At 62.4% G+C, this 19,000-nt stretch carries 23 protein-coding genes; 10 read left to right on the forward strand and 13 right to left on the reverse strand.

Going from position 1 to position 19,000, the window contains the following annotated elements:
* Positions 1-22 precede the first annotated feature (22 nt).
* The 4 genes from AADA04_RS14515 to AADA04_RS14530 all read right to left on the reverse strand — a co-directional run bounded on the left by AADA04_RS14515 (position 23) and on the right by AADA04_RS14530 (position 4,202).
* On the reverse strand, positions 23-385 hold the full coding sequence (locus tag AADA04_RS14515; protein ID WP_340693994.1) for a hypothetical protein: 363 nt from the start codon (positions 383-385) through the stop codon (positions 23-25).
* A gap of 2 nt (positions 386-387) precedes the next feature.
* On the reverse strand, positions 388-1,413 hold the full coding sequence (locus tag AADA04_RS14520; protein ID WP_340693995.1) for an HWE histidine kinase domain-containing protein: 1,026 nt from the start codon (positions 1,411-1,413) through the stop codon (positions 388-390).
* A 145-nt stretch (positions 1,414-1,558) separates the two neighbouring features.
* Positions 1,559-3,394: an ABC transporter ATP-binding protein gene (locus AADA04_RS14525; RefSeq protein WP_340693996.1), complete on the reverse strand. Its 1,836-nt coding sequence runs from the start codon at positions 3,392-3,394 to the stop codon at positions 1,559-1,561.
* Positions 3,395-3,521: 127 nt separating this feature from the next.
* The gene (locus AADA04_RS14530; RefSeq protein WP_340693997.1) at positions 3,522-4,202 is read right to left on the reverse strand and encodes an OmpW family outer membrane protein; all 681 of its coding nucleotides are present in this window, start codon (positions 4,200-4,202) and stop codon (positions 3,522-3,524) included.
* A gap of 302 nt (positions 4,203-4,504) precedes the next feature.
* Between AADA04_RS14530 and AADA04_RS14535 the strand changes: the two genes are divergently transcribed.
* The gene (locus tag AADA04_RS14535) at positions 4,505-5,638 is read left to right on the forward strand and encodes an iron-containing alcohol dehydrogenase (RefSeq protein ID WP_340693998.1); all 1,134 of its coding nucleotides are present in this window, start codon (positions 4,505-4,507) and stop codon (positions 5,636-5,638) included.
* Positions 5,639-5,649: 11 nt separating this feature from the next.
* Positions 5,650-6,321: a DNA-3-methyladenine glycosylase I gene (locus AADA04_RS14540; protein ID WP_340693999.1), complete on the forward strand. Its 672-nt coding sequence runs from the start codon at positions 5,650-5,652 to the stop codon at positions 6,319-6,321.
* A gap of 4 nt (positions 6,322-6,325) precedes the next feature.
* Here AADA04_RS14540 and nrtS read toward each other — a convergent pair whose 3' ends face one another.
* Complete coding sequence (nrtS, locus tag AADA04_RS14545; protein ID WP_340694000.1) at positions 6,326-6,508, reverse strand: nitrate/nitrite transporter NrtS; 183 nt, start codon at positions 6,506-6,508, stop codon at positions 6,326-6,328.
* A 77-nt stretch (positions 6,509-6,585) separates the two neighbouring features.
* On the opposite strand from nrtS, the gene AADA04_RS14550 reads away from it, so the two are divergent.
* On the forward strand, positions 6,586-7,008 hold the full coding sequence (locus AADA04_RS14550) for a hypothetical protein (protein ID WP_340694001.1): 423 nt from the start codon (positions 6,586-6,588) through the stop codon (positions 7,006-7,008).
* On the opposite strand, the gene AADA04_RS14555 is transcribed toward AADA04_RS14550, so the two are convergent.
* A complete protein-coding gene (locus AADA04_RS14555) occupies positions 7,005-7,388 on the reverse strand; it encodes a hypothetical protein (RefSeq protein WP_340694002.1) in 384 nt (127 codons plus the stop codon). The genes AADA04_RS14550 and AADA04_RS14555 overlap by 4 nt on opposite strands.
* Positions 7,389-7,577: 189 nt before the next feature.
* Here AADA04_RS14555 and phaZ point away from each other — a divergent pair, with 189 nt between their 5' ends.
* Complete coding sequence (phaZ, locus tag AADA04_RS14560; protein ID WP_340694003.1) at positions 7,578-8,876, forward strand: polyhydroxyalkanoate depolymerase; 1,299 nt, start codon at positions 7,578-7,580, stop codon at positions 8,874-8,876.
* Positions 8,877-8,966: 90 nt separating this feature from the next.
* On the forward strand, positions 8,967-9,533 hold the full coding sequence (locus tag AADA04_RS14565; protein ID WP_340694004.1) for an HdeD family acid-resistance protein: 567 nt from the start codon (positions 8,967-8,969) through the stop codon (positions 9,531-9,533).
* 13 nt (positions 9,534-9,546) lie between these two features.
* Here AADA04_RS14565 and AADA04_RS14570 read toward each other — a convergent pair whose 3' ends face one another.
* Complete coding sequence (locus AADA04_RS14570) at positions 9,547-10,620, reverse strand: PLP-dependent cysteine synthase family protein (protein WP_340694005.1); 1,074 nt, start codon at positions 10,618-10,620, stop codon at positions 9,547-9,549.
* Between the two features lie 115 nt (positions 10,621-10,735).
* Between AADA04_RS14570 and AADA04_RS14575 the strand changes: the two genes are divergently transcribed.
* Positions 10,736-11,197: an Lrp/AsnC family transcriptional regulator gene (locus AADA04_RS14575; protein WP_340694006.1), complete on the forward strand. Its 462-nt coding sequence runs from the start codon at positions 10,736-10,738 to the stop codon at positions 11,195-11,197.
* Here the strand turns inward: AADA04_RS14575 and AADA04_RS14580 are convergent.
* Genes AADA04_RS14580 through AADA04_RS14590 form a run of 3 tightly spaced genes read right to left on the reverse strand, consistent with a single transcriptional unit; the run spans position 11,194 to position 13,708 of the window.
* Positions 11,194-12,075 (reverse strand): hypothetical protein, encoded by an 882-nt coding sequence (locus AADA04_RS14580; RefSeq protein WP_340694007.1) that lies wholly within the window; start codon positions 12,073-12,075, stop codon positions 11,194-11,196. The two genes, AADA04_RS14575 and AADA04_RS14580, sit on opposite strands and share 4 nt — an antisense overlap.
* Before the next feature lie 35 nt (positions 12,076-12,110).
* Positions 12,111-12,929, reverse strand: coding sequence for a HupE/UreJ family protein (locus AADA04_RS14585; RefSeq protein WP_340694008.1), 819 nt, complete (start codon positions 12,927-12,929; stop codon positions 12,111-12,113).
* A complete protein-coding gene (locus AADA04_RS14590) occupies positions 12,926-13,708 on the reverse strand; it encodes a ZIP family metal transporter (protein WP_340694009.1) in 783 nt (260 codons plus the stop codon). Before AADA04_RS14590 ends, AADA04_RS14585 begins: the two co-directional genes overlap by 4 nt.
* Before the next feature lie 197 nt (positions 13,709-13,905).
* Here AADA04_RS14590 and AADA04_RS14595 point away from each other — a divergent pair, with 197 nt between their 5' ends.
* From AADA04_RS14595 to AADA04_RS14610, 4 genes are read left to right on the forward strand one after another with little or no spacing between them, the layout of a single operon-like run.
* Positions 13,906-14,496 carry a DUF2796 domain-containing protein gene (locus tag AADA04_RS14595; RefSeq protein ID WP_340694010.1) on the forward strand — a complete coding sequence of 197 codons (591 nt, stop codon included), beginning with the start codon at positions 13,906-13,908 and terminating at the stop codon, positions 14,494-14,496.
* Between the two features lie 16 nt (positions 14,497-14,512).
* Positions 14,513-15,208 (forward strand): ABC transporter ATP-binding protein, encoded by a 696-nt coding sequence (locus AADA04_RS14600; RefSeq protein ID WP_340694011.1) that lies wholly within the window; start codon positions 14,513-14,515, stop codon positions 15,206-15,208.
* A complete protein-coding gene (locus tag AADA04_RS14605; RefSeq protein WP_340694012.1) occupies positions 15,205-16,473 on the forward strand; it encodes an ABC transporter permease in 1,269 nt (422 codons plus the stop codon). Before AADA04_RS14600 ends, AADA04_RS14605 begins: the two co-directional genes overlap by 4 nt.
* A 59-nt stretch (positions 16,474-16,532) precedes the next feature.
* Complete coding sequence (locus AADA04_RS14610; protein ID WP_340694013.1) at positions 16,533-17,234, forward strand: DUF3299 domain-containing protein; 702 nt, start codon at positions 16,533-16,535, stop codon at positions 17,232-17,234.
* Positions 17,235-17,348: 114 nt separating this feature from the next.
* Here AADA04_RS14610 and mscL read toward each other — a convergent pair whose 3' ends face one another.
* The 3 genes from mscL to AADA04_RS14625 all read right to left on the reverse strand — a co-directional run.
* Positions 17,349-17,759 carry a large conductance mechanosensitive channel protein MscL gene (gene mscL, locus AADA04_RS14615; protein WP_340694014.1) on the reverse strand — a complete coding sequence of 137 codons (411 nt, stop codon included), beginning with the start codon at positions 17,757-17,759 and terminating at the stop codon, positions 17,349-17,351.
* 110 nt (positions 17,760-17,869) lie between these two features.
* Positions 17,870-18,220 (reverse strand): integration host factor subunit beta, encoded by a 351-nt coding sequence (locus AADA04_RS14620; RefSeq protein ID WP_340694015.1) that lies wholly within the window; start codon positions 18,218-18,220, stop codon positions 17,870-17,872.
* 39 nt (positions 18,221-18,259) lie between these two features.
* The coding region (locus AADA04_RS14625) for a S1 RNA-binding domain-containing protein (protein WP_340694016.1) at positions 18,260-19,000 on the reverse strand (741 nt) is incomplete at its 5' end.

Genomic DNA, 19,000 nt, shown 5'->3' on the forward strand with positions numbered 1-19,000 from the left:
GCGGGGGATCCCGTGCGGTGGCTCAGTCGCGCGTGTTGAGGATCAGTTCAAGTGCTGCGGCCAGCTTCTGTTCATCATAGGGCTTCTGAAGGACCGGGCAGTCGGCGAAGCGCTCGGCGAGGCCGCGGCGTCCATAGCCTGACACGAAGAGGACGGGGACGCCGGCAGCGAGGAGATGGTCGGCGACCGGGTCGCTCGGTTCCCCGTTGAGATTGAGGTCGAGGAGGCCGAGGTCGATTTTCGGGCCGGAGGCCAGGAAATCCATGGCCTGGTCGAGGCTGGTGGCGCTGCCGGCAAGGTCAAAGCCGAGGAGGAGGACAATGTCTTCGAGGTCGCAGAGCAGGATGGCTTCATCTTCGACAATGAATATGCGTTTTGCGGTCACTGTTATGTCCTGTCTTCGAGCCAACCCTCCATCGTGCAAACCAGGCCGTCAGCATTGTACTCAAGCGAAATATCGCCGTTGATTTCCTGCGCAAGGATGCGGGTAAGCATCGTGGTCCCGAAGCCCTTGCGGGTGGGCTTGCGTACTTCCGGACCGCCTGACTCCCGCCAGGTCAGGGCGAAATGCCCATTTCCTGACTGTTCATACGTCCAGCCGATGTGAATGGTTCCCTCATCATTCGACAGGGCGCCGTATTTCGATGCGTTCGTCGCGAGTTCATGCAGCGCCATGGACAGGGCCTGCGCCTGCTTGGCCGTGACGGTGACATGCGGTCCGTCGAGGGTGATCCTGCCGGCAGCGTCCGCATCATAGCCGAACGGGTTCATCGCATTGGCAGAGACCGCTGCGACGTGCGAGCCGTTCCAGTTTTTCTCCACCAGAAGGTTCTGGACCTCTGACATGGCGTGCATGCGGGCGAGCAGGTCATCGCGCGCTTCCTGCATGGTCTTGGAGTCGACCAGCGACATGCGCGCGACAGCCTGCACGGTGGCCAGTGAGTTCTTCACGCGGTGGTCGAGCTCGCGCATCAGGACCTGGTTTGCCTTTTCACTATTGTACTTTTCGGTGATGTCGAGGGCGTTCTGGAGGACGAACGCGACGTCGCCACGCGCATCCCGGATGGGTTCATGTGTGCAGGTCCATACAATCTCGCGCGTGCCACCACCGTCGATGGGAATGGCAAAGGGTTCCGTGGTCAACTCGTTGGGCGTGCCGGCGAGCGCCTTGCGAAAAGCTGCCTCGAAGAGCGCCATGCGTTCCTCGGTTTCCGGAAAGGCCTCGAATACGTAACGGCCCTGGATTTCGGACATCGTGCAGCCCGTGGTTTCAAGATAGGCTTCGTTGGCGAACGCGATGGCGAGGTCCCGATCAACCATCATCAGGGGTGTCGGGGTCGCGGCAAAGACCTGCAGGAAGTCGATTTCGCCCAAGGGCGCGCGATCCAGGCGGCGGTTCGTGGTGTCGTCCATGGGTCGAACCTCATTCACATAAGTCCGCGTCAGCGGGCCCTACGGTGTATTTGCAGCAGGTGAACGTCCTTCACGACATTCTAGTCCAACTTCTGGAACGCGGCCTAGGTGTATTTTCAGTTGGATGCAGCCTTGGCGCGAACGCCTAACCGATGTGGAGACCTTCGCTGCCCAAGACAGCGTCATGCTCAGCGACGAGATGGCCGGGCGCGATCTCGACCAATTGGGGCTGGTATTGCTCGGCGTCCGGGTCATCGATGCGTTTGGATTTCAGGAATCGGAGCGGGGCACGGCTGTCGAGCGGGCTTGGCAGGTCGCCGGTCAGCTTGATGCGCTCACGGGTGCGCTCGAGCTTCGGGTCGGCAGCCGGCACGGCGGCGATCAGGGCCTTGGTATAGGGGTGGCGGGCATCCTCGTAGATGGCGGTGCGTCCGGCCAGTTCGACGACGCGACCGAGATAGAGGACCATGACCCGGTGGCTGATCTCACGCACGACCGAGAGGTCGTGGCTGATGAAGTTCATGGCGAGGCCGAATTCCTTCTGCAGCTCGATCAGGAGGTCGACGACCTGTGCCTGCACGGAGACGTCGAGGGCAGAAACGGCCTCGTCGCAGATCACCAGTTTCGGTTTCAGGATCATGGCACGGGCAATGCCGACGCGCTGGTTCTGGCCGCCGGACAGCTCGTGCGGATAGCGGTTGATCAGGGCCGGGTCGAGGCCGACACGGGGCATGATGGCCTGGACGCGCTGGTCGCGCTCGGCGCGGCTGAGGCGGGGCTCGTGGACCTGTAGCGGCTCGGCAATCGAGGCACCGATGGTCATGCGCGGGTCAAGGCTGGCGAGCGGATCCTGGAAGACGATCTGGAGATCGTCGCGCAGGGCGTCCATTTCGGACTTGCCCGCCTTGGTGATGTCCTTGCCGAGCCAGGCGATGGTGCCATCAGTGGGCGGTATCAGGCGCAGCACGCCGCGTGCGAGCGTGGACTTGCCGCAGCCGGACTCTCCAACGACGCCAAGAGTTTCGCCGGGACGCAGGTCGAAGGAGACGCCGTTGACGGCCTTCAGGGGCTTGGTCTTGCCGAACAGGCCGCCTTTGACGCGGATCGGGAAGTGGATTTTCATGTCATCGACTTCGAGCACGGGCTTCACGGCGGGATCGGGGGCAGGGCCGAGTGTCGGCCTGCCGCGCCGGTCAGGCTGGTCAATCCGGGGCACGGCTTCGAGCAGCATTTTCGTATAGGGGTGCTGGGGCTTGTAGAAGATGTCGTCGACGCTGCCGCGTTCGACAATCTCGCCATGGCGCATGACGATGACGCGGTCGCACATGCGGGCGACGACGCCCATGTCATGGGTGATGAGGGCAATGCCGGTGCCGGTATCGCGCTTCAGGTCGTTCATCAGGTCGAGGACCTGGGCCTGCACGGTGACGTCAAGCGCCGTGGTCGGCTCGTCCGCCAGCAGCAGGCGGGGGCCGCACAGCATGGCGATGGCGATCATGACACGTTGGCGCATGCCACCGGACAGTTCATGCGGGAACTGGTCCATGCGGCGAGCGGCTTCCGGAATGCGGACGTTTTCCAGCCATTCAACGCACCGTTTGTCAGCGTCCTCGCCCTTCAGGCCCTTATGAAGGGCCAGCACTTCGCGCATCTGCGCGCCGACGGTCATGTGCGGCGTCAGGCTGGTCAGCGGATCCTGGAAGATCATCGACATTTTTGCACCGCGGATCTTGCGCAGGGTCTCGATGGGCGCGTCCAGCATATTGGTGCCATCAAAGTCGATATGACCTGTGGCGGTGCCGTTTCCAGCCAGCAGGCCGAGCGCGGCGAGGGCCGTCTGGCTCTTGCCGGAGCCGCTTTCACCGACAATGCCGAGGCATTCACCTTCAGCGACGTCAAAACTGATGCCGCGTACGGCGTTCACGATGCCGTCGGGCGTATCGAAATCGACCTTCAGGTCTTTCACGGAAAGAATGCTCATGGCGGCAATCTCTACAGGCACGGGGAGGGTGTGCAATGTTTTCAATGCACAAAAAAACCGCGCCATTGCTGGCGCGGTTTGAGTTGGCGGGTCCGGCCCATCGGGAGGCAGGCCGGTCGCCGGGCTGTCAGAACCTGTAGCCGAAGCCGACCCCGACAACGAGCGGGTCGATATCGACGTCAGCATTCACATGGGTGCCGAGCGCCGTGGTGAAGTTGACGTTGACGTCTGTGTTGATCCAGATTTTCTTGATGTCGGCGTTGAAAGCCCAGCCACCGGGCTCGCCATCAAGGTCATAGTCGAACCCGGCCTGAAGGGCGGGTCCGAAGCTGGAATCATAGGAGATCCCGTCGGCGACCGGGCCTTCGTCCTCGTTGAAGAAGAAGGTCGCGTTCACGCCTGCGCCGACATAGGGCTTGAACTGGCCCATTTCGGTGAAGTGATATTGCACCGTCAAAGTGGGTGGCAGCAGCCAGACGTCGCCAAGGTCAACCGTCGCGTCGGTCAGCGCGCCGGGTACGGTGACGTTGACGGCCTTCACGTCATGCGGCGTGACGGCGAGGATGAGTTCCGCCGCGATATGCTCGTTGAAGAAATAGGTGATGTCGAATTCCGGCACATACTGGTCGGAAATATCGACGTCGCCGGGCAGGGTCGCGCCGCCGGCTTTCAGCGTACCAGCTTCATCCGGCAGGACACCGAGCACACGTGCCCGCAGCATCCAAGGACTGTCTTCGGCGTGGGCCGTGGCGCTGACGCCGGTCCATGCTGCGCTCGCCATGAGGGCGGTGATGAGTAGCTTTTTCATTGGTCTGTACCCCGCAATGTGTGTTCCAATGCGGCTGATGTAGGCCTTTGATTTTGCGCCGGTAATTGCCCGTTTTGACGCGCGGTTGCACGCCGCGCGGCATGTGCGCGCTTCTAGGTAGTAGTCCCGATTGCGGGGGACGCCAGTCGATCAAATATTGGGGAATTGCGCCCTGGTCCCGGATGGCTGGTGCGGCGTGATGGCAGGGCCTTTCCCCTTGCGGCAGGCTTGAACTTGTCGGCGCGAGCGATGAACATGCCCGTCAGACCCATGCCGGAAACGGCCATCACAGGATATCGCTCATGCCCGTCATCAATTTTCTTACGCCCTGCATCTTTGACTCCGGCGCGTTGAAGCAACTGGAGGTCACGGCGAAGAAGCTTGGCATCACGCGGGCCTTTATCGTGACCGATCCCGGCATCAAGGCTGCGGGCATTCTCGACAAGGTGATTGCGGCGCTGGGCAGCACGCCTGCCGGCATCTTCGCCGAGACAGTCGCCAATCCGACGGAAAAGCAGGCGAAGATTGCGACGCAGGCCTACAAGGATAGCGGCGCAGACGGCATCATCGCGCTCGGCGGCGGCTCGTCGATGGACCATGCCAAGGCCATCGGCCTGATGGCGTCGCATGACGAACCGCTTGAAAACTATGCGGCCATCATCGGCGGCGCGAAAAAGATCCACAAGATCCCGCCACTGATCGCCATCCCGACCACGGCGGGTACAGGCTCAGAAGTCTCGATCGGCATGATCACGACGATGGAGAATGGCCGCAAGGAGACCTTCGCCTCACCTTTCCTGATTCCGTCGACAGCCATCTGCGACCCGGACCTGACGCTCGGCCTTCCGGCTTTCATGACGGCGGCGACCGGCATGGACGCCGTCACCCATTGTATCGAGGCGGTGCTGACGCCGACCGTGAACCCGCCCGCCGAGGGCATTGGCTATGACGGCGCCACACGGGCACTGGGCGGCGGCTGGCTCGTCAAGGCGGTCAAGGATGGCAGTGATCCGGAGGCGCGCTGGAACATGATGATGGCGAGCTATGAAGGCGCGCTGGCCTTCGTCAAAGGCCTGGGCGGCGTGCATGCACTCAGCCATGCGGCCGGTCGCCTGCACGAGAAGAAGCTGCACCATGGCACGTTGAACGCGATCTTCCTGCCGCATATCCTGCGCTTCCATGACGGATCAGCGGACGAAAAATACGTGCGTCTTCGCTTGGCCATGGGCCTGAGGCCCAAAGCCGATCTCGGCGATGCGATCCAGGACCTGAACGATGCCATCGGGATTCCGAAAACCCTGTCTGATATTGGCCTGACGGCGGCGGACGGCCCCGGCATTGTCGAATATGCCCTGAAAGACCTCGCGCATTTCGGCAATCCGCGCACGATGACGGCCGATGATTATGCCAAGGTCTATGAGATTGCCCTCGGCTAGGAGGACGGCCCTTGCGTCCGCTTGTTCCGATCCTGCACCTGGCCGCCGGGCATCATGGCGGGCAGGTGGCCGTATTGAAACAGGCGGAGAACGGCCATGCGCAGGCCGACCTGTCCAAGGTGCCGGCTGACCGGCTCTTGTCGGTGATGACGCGTTGCGTGTTCAATGCCGGGTTCAACTGGAAGGTCATCGACGCCAAGTGGGGCGGGTTCGAGGCGGCGTTCGAGGGCTTCGATCCGGCCAAGCTCGCCTTCTTCGGCGACGAGATGATGGACGACCTCGTGTCGGACACGCGGATCGTGCGCAATGGACAGAAGATCAAGGCAACGCTCGAGAATGCCAGGATGGTCGCCGGGATCGAGCAGTCGGAAGGCGGGTTCGGCGCGTTCCTCGCGGCCTGGCCCGCAGGTGACCAGGTCGGCCTCATGGCTGAGCTGAACAGGCGCGGGTCGCGGCTGGGCGGGGCGACGGGGCAGTATTTTCTGCGCTTCTGCGGCTGGGACGCATGGATCACGTCGCGCGACGTCTGCGCGGCGCTGGTCCGCGAAGGTGTGCTGGACAAGCCCGTGGCGACCAGCAAGCGCGACCTTGGCAAGGTGCAGTCGGCGATCAATCACTGGCACTCGGGTAGCGGCCTGCCGCGCGCAGCGATCAGTCGTATCCTGGCGCTGAGCGTGGGGTGACCCCCTATTCCGGTTTCACGGCCAGCGCGCTGAACACCGAGACGCAGAAGGGCACAAGATAGCTGAGTCCCATCTTCCACCAATTGAGCGTTTCGAGGGCGATGACGCGTTCGAACTGGTTGATCAGGGTCAGGATTGTGCCGACCAGAATGGCCACCACGATACCGCGGATAAGGATGGGGCGCATGATCTCTCCGTCTCATTGGCACCCGGCGGCGCTGAAATCGCTTTCCGTGCTCGTGCGAATCCGACCATTATCAGCACATGATCGCAGAAATACAGCATTATGCAGGTGGATTGGGCGTTGCCGCCAGCGCCATGGCCATTGGTGCAGGCTGGGTCGTGACCATTGCCTCGCCCAATTGCAGCTTTGACAAGCTGGATGGCAGCCGGGCCGACCGGCATGTGCGCGAACTGCTGCACCAGACGGCCACGCCGATTGCCGCGATCATGCTGGCGGCGGCGGCCCTGTTCATGCTGGCAACAAGCTGGGCGGCAGCGGTGACCGCGGCGCTGGCAGCGTTTGGCTTCTTTTCCACGCGCCTGATGCTGGCGCCGAAGGAAGGCAAGAATCCGAAGGGCGTGAAAACCCGCCGGAAGGATCAGCGGGCGGTTTCCGTCAGCCTGTCGCTGATGTTCATGCTGATTGCCGTGATTGCGGGCATTCTCGGCCTGATCGGGATCTAGGCATAGACCAGCCAGAGACAGCCCATCTCGTGAAGGGCCCGGAAATCGTCGACAGAGCGGGTTGCGGCCTTGCGCGCGATTTCGCCTGCGGATTTGCGATTGGCGCCCAGCATCAGCACGCAGATGGCAAGGCCCGGTATGAAGGCCCACCAGACCACGGCAAACGTGGCCAGAACACCGATCAGGCAGATCAGGTAGGCAAAGGCGTCGAGCACGCGGAATCGCACATACATGTTGCGTCCGAACGCGTTGAGGAGTTCGGGGCGCTTGTGCAATTCTTCGGCGTCGATGGCGAAACGCTGTCCTGGAACGTGCTCCATGAACAGGGCTCGCGTCATGCGGCCGGCACGATGCGGGTTAGCTGCGCACTTGAGAAACATGCGGTCGTCCTCCCTGAAGGCTTAATTAAAACAGCCGCTCGTTAATCGTCCGGCGATCACGGCTCGAAAATTTTACACAAATTCAACCAATCGGGCGCGCAATTGCCTGAACGCCCGTCTGGTGAATCCGTTTGCCACTCGGGAATGTTGTACTTATGTTGCAATGCAGCATGAAAGGTTTGTAACGCGATGCTTTACTCACTTGTCGAAATGAACCGCGTGGCAATGGCGCCAATGCGACTGGCCGCAAAGGCTGGCCGGGCCGCCCTCCGGTCCCCGCTCAACCCGCTCGGCCAGACAGACTATGGCAAGTCGCTCGCCGCCTTCGCCGATGTGTTTGAAAGCTCGACGCGCTATTATGGCAAACCGGAATGGCGGATCGACACCGTCCGGGTCAACAGTGCCCCAATTGACGTGACGCCGACGGTCGCCTGGCGCTCGCCCTGGTGCACCCTGTTGCATTTCAAGAAGGACCCGGACCAGCTGGCCGCCGTGCGCAAGCCCGGATCGCCGCCCTTGCCGCGCATGTTGATCGTGGCACCGCTGTCGGGCCATTACGCTTCCTTGCTGCGCGGGACGGTTGAAGCGTTCCTGCCACATCATGACGTCTACATCACCGACTGGTCTGACGCGCGCATGGCGCCTGTCTGGCAGGGCCGGTTCGATCTTGACGATTATATCGACCATATCCGCAAGATGCTGACCCAGATCGGCGGCGGCGCGCATGTGCTTGGCGTCTGCCAACCGGGACCGCCCGTGCTGGCAGCGCTGTCGATGATGGCCGAGGATGACGATCCGGCCCGTCCGGCGTCGATGACGTTCATGGGCTCGCCGATCGATGCCCGCCGCAGCCCGACCGTGCCGAATGAACTGGCCGAAGAGCGCTCGTTCGGATGGTTCGAAGAGAACATGATCCAAACCGTGCCTGGCCCTTATCCGGGTGTGATGCGCCGCGTCTATCCGGGCTTTGTCCAGCTCGCTTCGTTCATGCACATGAACTGGGGCAAGCATGTCGATGCGCAGTGGAAATTCTTCAATCACCTTGTTGAAGGCGACGGCGACGGGTCCGACAAGCACCGCGAATTCTATGACGAGTACCTGTCGGTGCTCGACCTGACCGAGGAATTCTACCTGCAGACCATCCAGCGCGTGTTCCAGGAACATCATCTTGCGCGCGGCATCTACAAGTATCGCGGGACACGCCTCGTGAAGCCGCAGGCGATCCGTGACATCGCCCTGATGACGGTCGAGGGCGAGCTGGACGACATTTCCGGCATCGGCCAGACGCAGGCGGCTCATGACCTTTGCACGAATATCCCCAAAGACATGCAGGCGGACTATGTCCAGCCCGGTGTTGGCCATTATGGCGTGTTCAACGGCGCCCGCTTCCGTACGGAGATCGTGCCGCGCGTGACGCAATTCACGCGCCGTTTCATCGATGTGAAAGCTGAAGCTGAGGCGAAGGACGTCGCGGCTGCGCGGATTTGAAGCGTCAGCCTCGCCTGACCGATCCCCGCAGATGCGTTACTATGCACAAGCTGGGCGGGTCGTTCGCGCCTGCTATGATGGAGAGTGACGATGGCGGCCGCTGATGCTTCCCCTGATACCATTATCGAGCAGTTTTTGACTGTGACCTGGTGGGCCATGCTGCTGCGCGGTATTGCGGCGGTCCTGTTCGGCATTCTCAGCTTCGCGTGGCCGGAGATCAGCCTTCAGACACTGATGATCGTATTCGGTGTCTACGTGATCATGGATGGCGCCTTCCTGGTCGGCGCGGCCTTCAAGGGTGGTGTTTCACGCTATTGGCTTTTGCTGCTCAACGGCGTTCTTGGCATTGGCGCCGGCGTGATTGCCATGGCCTGGCCGGGCCTGACGGCGATTGTGCTGGTTTTCGTCATCGGTTGGTGGGCCATTTTCAGCGGCATCGTCGCAATCGTGCTGGCCATCCGTGTACGCCGCGAAATAGAGAATGAATGGCTTCTGATCCTGTCAGGTATTCTGTCAGTGCTGTTCGGTGCCGCCCTCCTGATCGCTCCGGGTGCGGGTGCATTGGCGTTGATCTGGCTGATTGCCCTCTGGGCACTCGTATTCGGCGCGTTGATGATCGTCCTCGCCTTCCGGCTGAGGAAGTTGCGTACGCTCTGAGGGATGTGTCAGATCAGGCCGGGCAGCATGTGGCTTCAAAACCGAGCAGTTCGATCTCGGGGCTGAGATAGCCTTCCTTCACCGGCTCGCTACCGGCCAGTGCGGTCGAGAGATATTTCTTGTTGTCGTCGCAGAAGACGGTCGCGACCGCAGCGTCCGGGCCGAGGCGCTCAGCCGCCATCAGGGCGCCAATCAGGTTGGCGCCTGAGGAAATGCCGACGCCCAGACCGAGTTCGCTGGCCAGCGCCTGCGCCATCAGGATCGCATCGCCATCCGAGACGGCGATCACGTCATCCAATTCCGCGAAATCGACGATGGCCGGGATGAAATCATCGGAAATGCCCTGGATGCGGTGGCTGCCAATCTTGTGACCCGTCGACAGGGTCGGGGATTCCTTCGGCTCCAGCGGGTGGATTTTCACACCGGGCACAGCCGCGCGCAGGGCCCGGCCAACGCCCATGACCGTGCCGCCCGTGCCGACACCGGCCACGAACGCGTCTGGCGCGAGGCCGAGCAGGGCCATCTGCTTCAGCAGTTCCGGCCCGGTCGTGTCGCAATGGCCGATGGCATTGTCGCAATTGGAAAACTGGCAGGGCAGGAAGACGCCGTCCTGGCGCCGGGCCAGTTGCTCGGTGGCGGCAATGGCGCCGATGAAGCCGCCTTCTTCGCGGGTGACGAGATGGAGATCGGCGCCGAGGCTGCGCAATAGCGCCTTGCGTTCGTCACTCATCCAGTCGGGCATGTAGATGTCGACCTTGTGGCCGAGCGCCCGGCCGAGCGAGGTGAGCGCGATACCGGCGTTGCCGCTGGTCGCCTCGGCAATCGTGTCGCCCGGGCGCAGCGCGCCGGAACAGATGGCGCGGCTGAGGATCGAAAGGGCCATGCGGTCCTTGATCGAGCCGGTGAGATTGTAGTGCTCCGCCTTGGCATGGATGACGCGCTCGACGCCGCGATAGCGCAGGTGGATCGAGAGGAGCGGCGTACGGCCGATGAGGCTGGCGAGGGCGCGCAGGCGCGGATGGGCGGTGGCTGGCACCATGCGGGCGCGGGAAACTCTGTCGATTGCGGCAAGGGCAATAGGCGGCATGGGGGTCAGCTCCATTTGCAAGAATGGGGAGATTCACATGGCGGCCATCAAAATGCATCGCAATTTTGCAACTTATTCGCTGGAATATGGGTAAAATATTCGGTAATTGTCTGGAATGGAAGAAAAATTAGATGATGTAGACCGGATTCTCCTGCGCGCCTTGCAGGCGGATGGCACCCAGTCGCTCGAATCCTTGGCGGGTCGGGCGGACATTTCGACCAATACGTGCTGGCGCAGGGTCAAACGGCTGGAGGATAGCGGCGTGATTGCACGCCGGGTCGCGCTGATCGATCCGGAAAAGCTGGGGCTGAACCAGACGATCTTCGTCGCGATCCGCACGCGCGACCATTCGGCGGACTGGCTGAAGCGGTTTGCCGACGCCGTGCGGACGATCCCGGAAGTGGTGGAGTTTTACCGGATGGCCGGCGAAGTCGACTATTTGCTGAAAGTGCAGGCGCGCAGCGTCCAAGATTATGACCGGGTCTACAAGGTGCTGATCGCGCGCGTTGATATTGCTGATGTCAGCGCGACCTTCGCAATGGAATGCCTGAAGAACACGACCGAACTGCCGGTCTAGCGGAGCATGGCGGTTTCAGCGAACCCGGGGACGTGCAGCATGCGGCTGAGGCCGAGGCAGGCGGCGAGGGGTTCGCCCTCCGGCGTCTTTTCGGCGCTGTCGGGCTTCTTGAGATAGGCCATCAGGTCGCCCGTCGCACCGCGCTCCAACGCGTCCAAGGTCATGTCCTCTGTGACGTCGCCGAGAAGTGTGGATTTCCGGCAGGTCAGCTGTTCGGCAACGATGAGGGGCGCAGGCGCCCCGCCCGTGCGGATGGCGCGCCAGGCCGCCTGCTGCGGCGCGTTGCGGATCAGGATGGCGGCAGGCAGGCCATCGCCTGCAGGCACGGCCAGCCAGAGCGCGCTCACGCCGGAACGCGCCTTGGGGCTCGTGTAGCGGACCGAATAGATCGTTCCGCCTGAATGCTTGTGGGCCGAGAGGCTTGCCGCATCTGTGGCATCGAGTCCGGCCAGCCAGTCGGAAACGGCGATATTGCGGGCCTCGCGGGCGCGGGATGAGTTGCCGGTGAGCATGAGGGCAACCGACTGGTCCATGCGCGCCGAGGGTTTGAGTCGCGCGCCGGCCTGGATTGCCGCGTCATAGTGGGCGGCGGCGCGCTCGGCATTTCCGAGGTCAACGGCTGCGCGCGCGGCGATGACATGAGCCTCACGGATCTCCAGGCGGTCGGGGCAGGTGTCGATGAAGGCTTCGGACGTGCGCAGGAAATAGGCGGGGCTGCCTTCCTCGGTCGGGGCTGTGATCGCTTCATGGAAACGTCCGGCTTCGGACAATCCGCAGGTGCTTTCGCCGTGGGCATATTGCGTGAAGCCGATCAGGGTGCTGACACCTGAAGCGATGACCGCCGAAGCGAGTTTGAGGGCGAAGCGGGGCTGAGTCATTGGAACCGTCCTTGCTATACCGACAAGGGGAATTCTCAACCCTGCAGGAAAGCCCGTTCAATCGCCCACCAGAGCCCGGTTGCCCCGATGGCGGCTGAGACGGGCCAGACCAGGACCGGCCGGTAGAGTTGCATCTGACCGGCCCGACTGAGAACGCCCTTGAAGTAGAGCGACGCTGCAAAGGCCATGCCGATCACCGCGAGCTGGCCGAATTCCACGCCGACATTGAAGCCGAGCAGGGCGGGCAGGAAGACATTGCCCGGCAGGCCGAGATCTCCGAAGGCACCGGCGAAGCCCATGCCGTGGATCAGGCCGAAGCCGAAAGCGAGCAAGGGCCGCCAGGCCATCGTGTCCTTGAAAAGGATGTTCTCGAACGCGGCCCATGCGATTGTCAGCGCAATCAGCGGCTCGACGATTCCGGGGAACGGCGTGATTACGCCGGAGGCTGCCAGCCCAAGCGTGGCGGTATGGGCGATGGTGAATGCCGAAATCTGGAAGAGCAGGGATTTGACGCGCAGGCTGGAGAGGAACAGGGCCAGGACGAACAGGATATGGTCCATGCCTCCCGGCAGGATGTGCTGGAATCCGATGTGGATATAGAAGCCGAACGTGGCAAAGCCTGACCGGTCCAGGTTCATCTCATCTGGCTCTGACACCGTGTCGGACACGGGCTTTTCAGGTACCGCGTTTTTCCGGTCGAGTTTCGCCAGTTCACGGCAGAGCGCCGGATCCATGCCGCCGTTTGGGCCGCAAAGCTCGTCTTCGGGATGGGCGTGGGCCTGAAGCGGGACGGTCGTGCTGATAACCATGACGCAGGCCAGCGCAGCGAGCAGGTGACCGACCAGTGCCCTCATGGGCCCGTGTCCAGCAGCTCGTGCGTGCCTAACGCCCCATCATGGGGCGAATGGTCCGGGCCATGCACGGGCAGGACGGCAATCAGGACCGCGATCAGGACGCCGCCGCCAAGCGACAGGAAGCTGCGCAGGGGCGGCTCTTCCTTCAATGGCTCCATCAGCGGGCCGGTTGCCACATAGAGCAGCAGGCCGGCCGAGATGGCGAAAAGGTTGCCGACGGATTCGGCCCCGAGCCCGTACATGAAGGGTACTGAGGCGATAACGCCCAGCGGGGTCGTGACCGCAGCAGCGAGGAACGCGAAGAGGAAGGACCGGCGATTGCCGAACCCATGGCGTCGCAGGATCGCGAAGGCGATCACGCCTTCGGGAAACTTGTGCAGCAGCAGGGATGCGGCAGCATAAACGCCGGAGGAAAAGCTGGCGGCGAAGGTGACCGAGTAGATCACACCGTCGATGAACGAATGAAGGGCGATCGCCATGACTGGTGTGGCCGCAGCCGCGTGACCCTCTTCGCCGCCTTCCGGGAACAGGACGCGGACCAGGAAACTGAGCAACAGCCCGCCGAGGAAGCCGGTGAGGATGAGGGCAGGCGCATGCCGGCTGAGCGCGAAGGCTTCCGGCGTGATGTGAAGCAGGCTGAGCGTCACCAGCATGCCGCCCGCTGCCAGCGCGAAGAGGCCGGAATGGCGCGCGCTCCAGTCGCCACGCGCTGCAACCGCGATCAGGGCGATCGTCGTCACAAAGGCGGCGATCAAGCCGAAGAATAAGGGGGCCTGCATGGACTGGAGCATAGGTCGGAAAGCGGTCTCACGGGGGCCGCGCAGGGCCGGGAAAGGAAATAGAGGACAAAGCTGCGGCGAAATGCGTTGATGTGCTCTTGTGCGATAATGTTATATAGTCTCATTATTCAAATCGCGAGAACAAATTTGCTGTTTGCGTGTTTTCCTGCAGTGTGCCGTGAGGAGGCCTTTTGACGATGTTTACTTCACCGCGTGTGTTTTTGTGCCTGATGATCGGCGTTCCGATGCTGGGTCTCGTCGGCTGCGGCCGCGATCCCGAACCTGCCGCGCCACCAGAGGCGGTTGCTGACGACGTGCCTGTGCCTGAAGTGGTTGCGCCGGTGGTTCCTGCAACGCCCGACATCGCGGAACCGTCTGCGGGCGGAGAGGCGCATGTGCATGGCGCTGGCGAGTTTGCCGTGGCGGTCGATGGCGATGTCCTGACGGTGACGCTGGACGCGCCGCTGGCGAATTTCGGCCTCGGTGAAGGCGATACCGACACGCTGGAAGTCAGCACCGGTATCGGCGACGGGCTGGTGAGTTTCGAGGGCGGCGCCAATTGCCAGCCCGGCGACCGCCATATCGAGACACGCACAGTGGGCGACCATAGCGGCCTGACGCTGACCTTGTCCTTTACCTGCGCGGATATCGAGAAGCTTGAAGGCGTCCGCCTGAACGCGTTCAGCGAGTTCCCCGGATTCGAGACGGTCAATGCCGTTTTCATCGGTCGGGATACACAAGTCGCCGGTGTGCTGACGGCCGGAAATCCTGAACTGTCCACACGCTAGACCCTGAAACGGCTGAATGACTGATCCTGCCATACAGATCGAAGGCCTGCGCTTTGCCTGGAAGGGTTCTGAGCCAGTGCTTGATGTGCCCGCCTTCACACTGGCGCGCGGCGAGCGCCTGTTCCTGCGGGGGCCATCAGGCTCAGGCAAGTCGACCCTGCTCGGGGTGATCGCCGGTGTTCTGGTGGCGGATGCCGGGCGGGTGAATGTGCTGGGCCACGAGCTTGGCAGCCTGTCCAGCGCCGCGCGCGACCGGATGCGGGCCGACCATCTCGGCGTGATCTTCCAGATGTTCAATCTCGTGCCTTATCTTTCTGTGGTGGGGAACGTGACCCTGCCGCTGAAATTCTCGGGCCGTCGGCGCAGGATCGTTGGCGGCGACGCCGATGCAGAGGCCCGGCGCCTGCTTGGCCGTCTGGGGCTCACCGATGAAGCCCTTCTGGCGCGCCGTGTGTCAGACCTCTCGGTCGGCCAGCAGCAGCGCGTGGCCGCGGCGCGGGCGCTGATCGGCGGGCCGGAAATCGTGATCGCGGACGAGCCCACCTCGGCGCTCGACTCCGATGCCCGCGACCGGTTCATTGAACTCCTGTCCGAAGAAGCCGCCCGCACCGGCGCGGCCCTGTTGTTCGTCAGCCATGACGCCTCGCTGGCGCGGTTGTTCGATCGGTCGGTGGACCTTGCCGAGATCAACCGGGCGAGGGTGAGCGCATGAGGGCGATCCTGTCTCTTGCCTGGAAGAGCCTGATGAACCGCAAGGGCTCGGTGATCCTGACACTGGTGGCCGTGGCCCTGTCGGTCGCCTTGTTCCTTGGCGTCGAGAAGGCGCGGACCGGGGCGCGGGAGGGCTTTGGCAATACGATTTCGGGGACCGACCTGATTGTGGGAGCGCCGACCGGGACGGTGAACCTGCTGCTCTATTCGGTGTTCCGGATGGGCAATGCGACGGCGGAAGTGTCGTGGCCCACTTATGAGAAGCTCGCGGCACGTCCGGACATTGCCTGGACCGTGCCGATTTCGCTGGGCGACAGCCACCGGGGCTTTCGCGTGCTTGGCACGACGGACGCGTATTTCGACCATTACAAATATGGCCGGGGACAGGCATTGGTATTGGCCAAGGGCGAGCGGTTCAAAGATGTGTTTGATGCCGTGATCGGCGCCGATGTGGCGCGCGAGCTTGGCCATGAGATCGGCTCGCCGCTGGTATTGAGCCACGGATTGGGTACGGCCAACCTTGATGGCGGACATGAGAACCGGCCGTTTCGGGTTGTGGGTATCCTGGCACCGACAGGTACGCCGGTGGACCGCACGGTGCATGTCTCGCTGGAAGCGATCACCGCCATCCATGTCGGCTGGGAGACAGGCGCGAAGAACCCGCTTTCGGACTCGATCGACGAGACGATGATCCGCAGCTTCGACCTGACGCCGAAAAGCGTGACCGCGATCTTTGTCGGCCTGGCCCAGAAGGGCACGATCCTGACGACACGCCGGGCGATCAATACGAACAAGGGCGAGCCGCTGATGGCGATCATCCCCGGCGCGGCGCTGGCCGAGTTGTGGAGCGTGACGGCGTTTGCCGAGCGGGCGCTGATGGCGGTGTCGGTGTTTGTCATCGCGGTGGGGCTGGTATCGATCCTGACCTCTATCCTGACGAGCCTGAACGAGCGCCGGCGCGAGATGTCGATCCTGCGCGCGGTCGGCGCGCGGCCGGGCCATATCTTCGCCCTGCTGGTGCTGGAAGCCGGACTTGTCGGATTCCTCGGCGCATTGGCGGGGATTGGCCTGATCCATGCGATCCTGCTGGTGGCGGGGCCGATGGTGGAGGCGCACTATGGCGTGTCGCTGGCGGGGACGGGGCCGGGCCTGACTGACCTCTACACGCTGCTGGCGGTGACGCTGGCCGCGCTGGTGATCGGCATGGTGCCGGCCTGGGCGGCGTTCCGCCGTTCACTGGCCGATGGCCTGTCTGTGAAACTGTGATGATTTGTACCGTTGAAACCGGCTGGTGGAACCGGCCCCCGGAGCCTATTTAGAGAGCCATGAAAAAACCCCTGATCCTGACCTCCGCCATACTGCTCGCGCTTGTTGTTGCCTGTGGTGAGACCGCTGTGCCGGAAACGGCCTCAGCCCCAGCTGCTGCGACGGCCAATGCCGGGCCGAAAGTCGGTGACAAGATTGGCGAGGGCGATGCCGAGAAGGCCGCCCGGAAAGCCGAGAAGGATGCCGAAATCGTCGCCAAGGCGGCCGAGGCCGCACGAATCAAGGCGGAGCTTGAGGCGCGCGGCATTCTCAGCGTCGGATGGGAAGACCTGATGCCGGAGGGCGAGGAAGAACGCCTGGCCCAGATGTACCAGTCGCAAATGGCGACGCTCTATTCCGGCGCCGCGATTGCCGAGGGCTCGGCTGCCGATACTTCGGTGCAGATCGGCACGTTCAACACAGTTGACGCGCTGAACGGCGTGAAGGTGCGCATTCCCGGCTATACGGTGCCGTTCGAATACGGATCGAAAGCCGAGATCACGCAATTCCTGCTGGTGCCGTATTTCGGGGCCTGTATCCATTCGCCGCCACCGCCGCCGAACCAGACGATTTTCGTCAGGACCGACACGCCGATCAAGCTGAAGGACCTGGCTCAGGCGGTCTGGATCGAAGGCACGATGCTGACGCAGACACAGAATTCGGATCTTGCGGACGCGGCTTATACGATCGAGATGACGAGCATCGAGAAATACGAGTATTGAGGCCAAAAAGAAGGGCAGCCAATCGGCTGCCCCTCTCATACTCTACCTGGTACTCTACTGATCGTAAGCCTTAAGGAAAAAGTCCTAACGGTTTACGAACCTCGTTGTGGCGGCCTATTTGGCGCCTTTAGCAAGCAGGTTGCGGATTTCCTCGAGGAGGACTTCCTGGCGTGGCGGCTCTGCCGGTGCAGCCTCTTCCTTTTTCTTCATCGAATTCATGCCCTTGATGATCATGAACATCACGAACGCGACGATGATGAACGAGATCAGCGCGGTCAGGAATGCGCCGATATCGACGATCGCAGCGGGCTGAACCACTTCGCCAGCGGCGTCGAGGACTTCAGGTGAAATCGTGTAAGTCAGCGCTGCCAGATCGATGCCGCCCATGACCGGCGCGAGGATCGGCAGGAACACGCCTTCAATGAACGCAGTTACGACGGTTGCGAAAGCGCCGCCCATGACAAAGGCGACGGCCATGTCGATGAGATTGCCCTTCATGGCAAATTCTTTGAATTCCTTGAACATTGTATACCCCTCCTAAGGTTGGTTATCCCACTCGCCAGTGGAAATAATTCCTACTATTCGAATTGAGGGTCAAGCCGGTTCAACAGCAGGGGGAGCTGCCGGAGGGCAGTCTATCTGGCTTCGGGATCTTCGCCGCCATTGACGCGGGCGCGCAATTCCTTGCCGGCCTTGAAGAAGGGAACGGCCTTTGCGGGCACCTTGACGGGCTCGCCCGTGCGCGGGTTGCGGCCCTTGCGGGCGTCACGCTTGCGAACCGAGAAGGCGCCGAAGCCGCGCAGCTCCACCCGGTCGCCGCGGGCGAGGGCTTCGCCGATCTCGTCGAGAATCACATTGACCACACGCTCAAGGTCCTCCTGGCGGAGGTGACTGTATTCCGAAGCGAGTTTCGCGATGAGTTCAGACTTTAGCATGTGGTTGTTATTAAACGCATTTGCGGCGGGAGCGCTAGGCCCCCGCCGCAAACATTTCGTCGAATTTAGGAAGCGGTTACCCGCTCCGTATCAGGCCTCGTTCATGAACGCTTCGGCCTGGCTCTTCCAGTCGTCACGCTCCATCCGGCCCTGGACGCTGAGCTCTTCTTCAAGCTCGGTGATCTGAGCCTCATTGAGAGCGGCAACCTGCCAGAAGTGGAAGATACCGGCTTCGTGAAGCTTTTTCTCGAACGCCGGACCGACGCCCTTGATCTGCTTCAGGTCGTCGGCATCACCCTGTGGCGCGGCCAGACGGCCACGCTCGTCGAGCGATGCTGCGTCGCCTGCCGGAGCAGGTGCCGCTTTCTTCGCCTTGGGCTCTGCGTCTGGTTCAGCCTTGGTTTCAGTCTTGCCGGCGGTCGAGGAGGCAAGGGCTGCACCCAGGATATCGCCGAGCGAAGCACCGGCATCAGCCGAACCGTATTGTGCGACGGCATCTGCTTCTTCAGCAATCTCGAGTGCCTTGATCGACATTGTGACACGGCGCGAGCCGCGATCAATGGTGAGGATCTTGGCATCAACCTTGTCGCCGACAGCAAACCGTTCGGGACGTTGGTCTGCCCGGTCGCGGCTGAGATCGGAGCGGCGGATGAAGGATTTCATCGCCGGTGAACCGAACTCGACTTCGATCCCGCCCGAGGTGATCTCGGTAACTGTGCAGGTGACGATCGAGCCACGCTTCACGCCGGTACCGCCGTCTGCAGGGGCAGAAATCGGGTCGCCGCTGAGCTGCTTGATGCCGAGCGAGATACGCTCCTTGTCGATGTCGAC

Source organism: Hyphomonas sp. (assembly GCF_037969335.1).
Taxonomy (GTDB): domain Bacteria; phylum Pseudomonadota; class Alphaproteobacteria; order Caulobacterales; family Hyphomonadaceae; genus Hyphomonas.

Coding starts and splice junctions, on each gene's coding strand:
- AADA04_RS14570 (WP_340694005.1), bottom strand. CDS start 10,620: ATGCCGCCTATTGCCCTTGCCGCAATCGACAGAGTTTCCCGCGCCCGC.
- AADA04_RS14590 (WP_340694009.1), bottom strand. CDS start 13,708: ATGCAGGCCCCCTTATTCTTCGGCTTGATCGCCGCCTTTGTGACGACG.
- mscL (WP_340694014.1), bottom strand. CDS start 17,759: ATGTTCAAGGAATTCAAAGAATTTGCCATGAAGGGCAATCTCATCGAC.
- phaZ (WP_340694003.1), top strand. CDS start 7,578: ATGCTTTACTCACTTGTCGAAATGAACCGCGTGGCAATGGCGCCAATG.
- nrtS (WP_340694000.1), bottom strand. CDS start 6,508: ATGCGCCCCATCCTTATCCGCGGTATCGTGGTGGCCATTCTGGTCGGC.
- AADA04_RS14525 (WP_340693996.1), bottom strand. CDS start 3,394: ATGAGCATTCTTTCCGTGAAAGACCTGAAGGTCGATTTCGATACGCCC.
- AADA04_RS14580 (WP_340694007.1), bottom strand. CDS start 12,075: ATGACTCAGCCCCGCTTCGCCCTCAAACTCGCTTCGGCGGTCATCGCT.
- AADA04_RS14585 (WP_340694008.1), bottom strand. CDS start 12,929: ATGAGGGCACTGGTCGGTCACCTGCTCGCTGCGCTGGCCTGCGTCATG.
- AADA04_RS14550 (WP_340694001.1), top strand. CDS start 6,586: ATGATCGCAGAAATACAGCATTATGCAGGTGGATTGGGCGTTGCCGCC.
- AADA04_RS14595 (WP_340694010.1), top strand. CDS start 13,906: ATGTTTACTTCACCGCGTGTGTTTTTGTGCCTGATGATCGGCGTTCCG.
- AADA04_RS14610 (WP_340694013.1), top strand. CDS start 16,533: ATGAAAAAACCCCTGATCCTGACCTCCGCCATACTGCTCGCGCTTGTT.
- AADA04_RS14535 (WP_340693998.1), top strand. CDS start 4,505: ATGCCCGTCATCAATTTTCTTACGCCCTGCATCTTTGACTCCGGCGCG.
- AADA04_RS14600 (WP_340694011.1), top strand. CDS start 14,513: ATGACTGATCCTGCCATACAGATCGAAGGCCTGCGCTTTGCCTGGAAG.
- AADA04_RS14520 (WP_340693995.1), bottom strand. CDS start 1,413: ATGGACGACACCACGAACCGCCGCCTGGATCGCGCGCCCTTGGGCGAA.
- AADA04_RS14565 (WP_340694004.1), top strand. CDS start 8,967: ATGGCGGCCGCTGATGCTTCCCCTGATACCATTATCGAGCAGTTTTTG.
- AADA04_RS14530 (WP_340693997.1), bottom strand. CDS start 4,202: ATGAAAAAGCTACTCATCACCGCCCTCATGGCGAGCGCAGCATGGACC.
- AADA04_RS14555 (WP_340694002.1), bottom strand. CDS start 7,388: ATGTTTCTCAAGTGCGCAGCTAACCCGCATCGTGCCGGCCGCATGACG.
- AADA04_RS14575 (WP_340694006.1), top strand. CDS start 10,736: ATGGAAGAAAAATTAGATGATGTAGACCGGATTCTCCTGCGCGCCTTG.
- AADA04_RS14605 (WP_340694012.1), top strand. CDS start 15,205: ATGAGGGCGATCCTGTCTCTTGCCTGGAAGAGCCTGATGAACCGCAAG.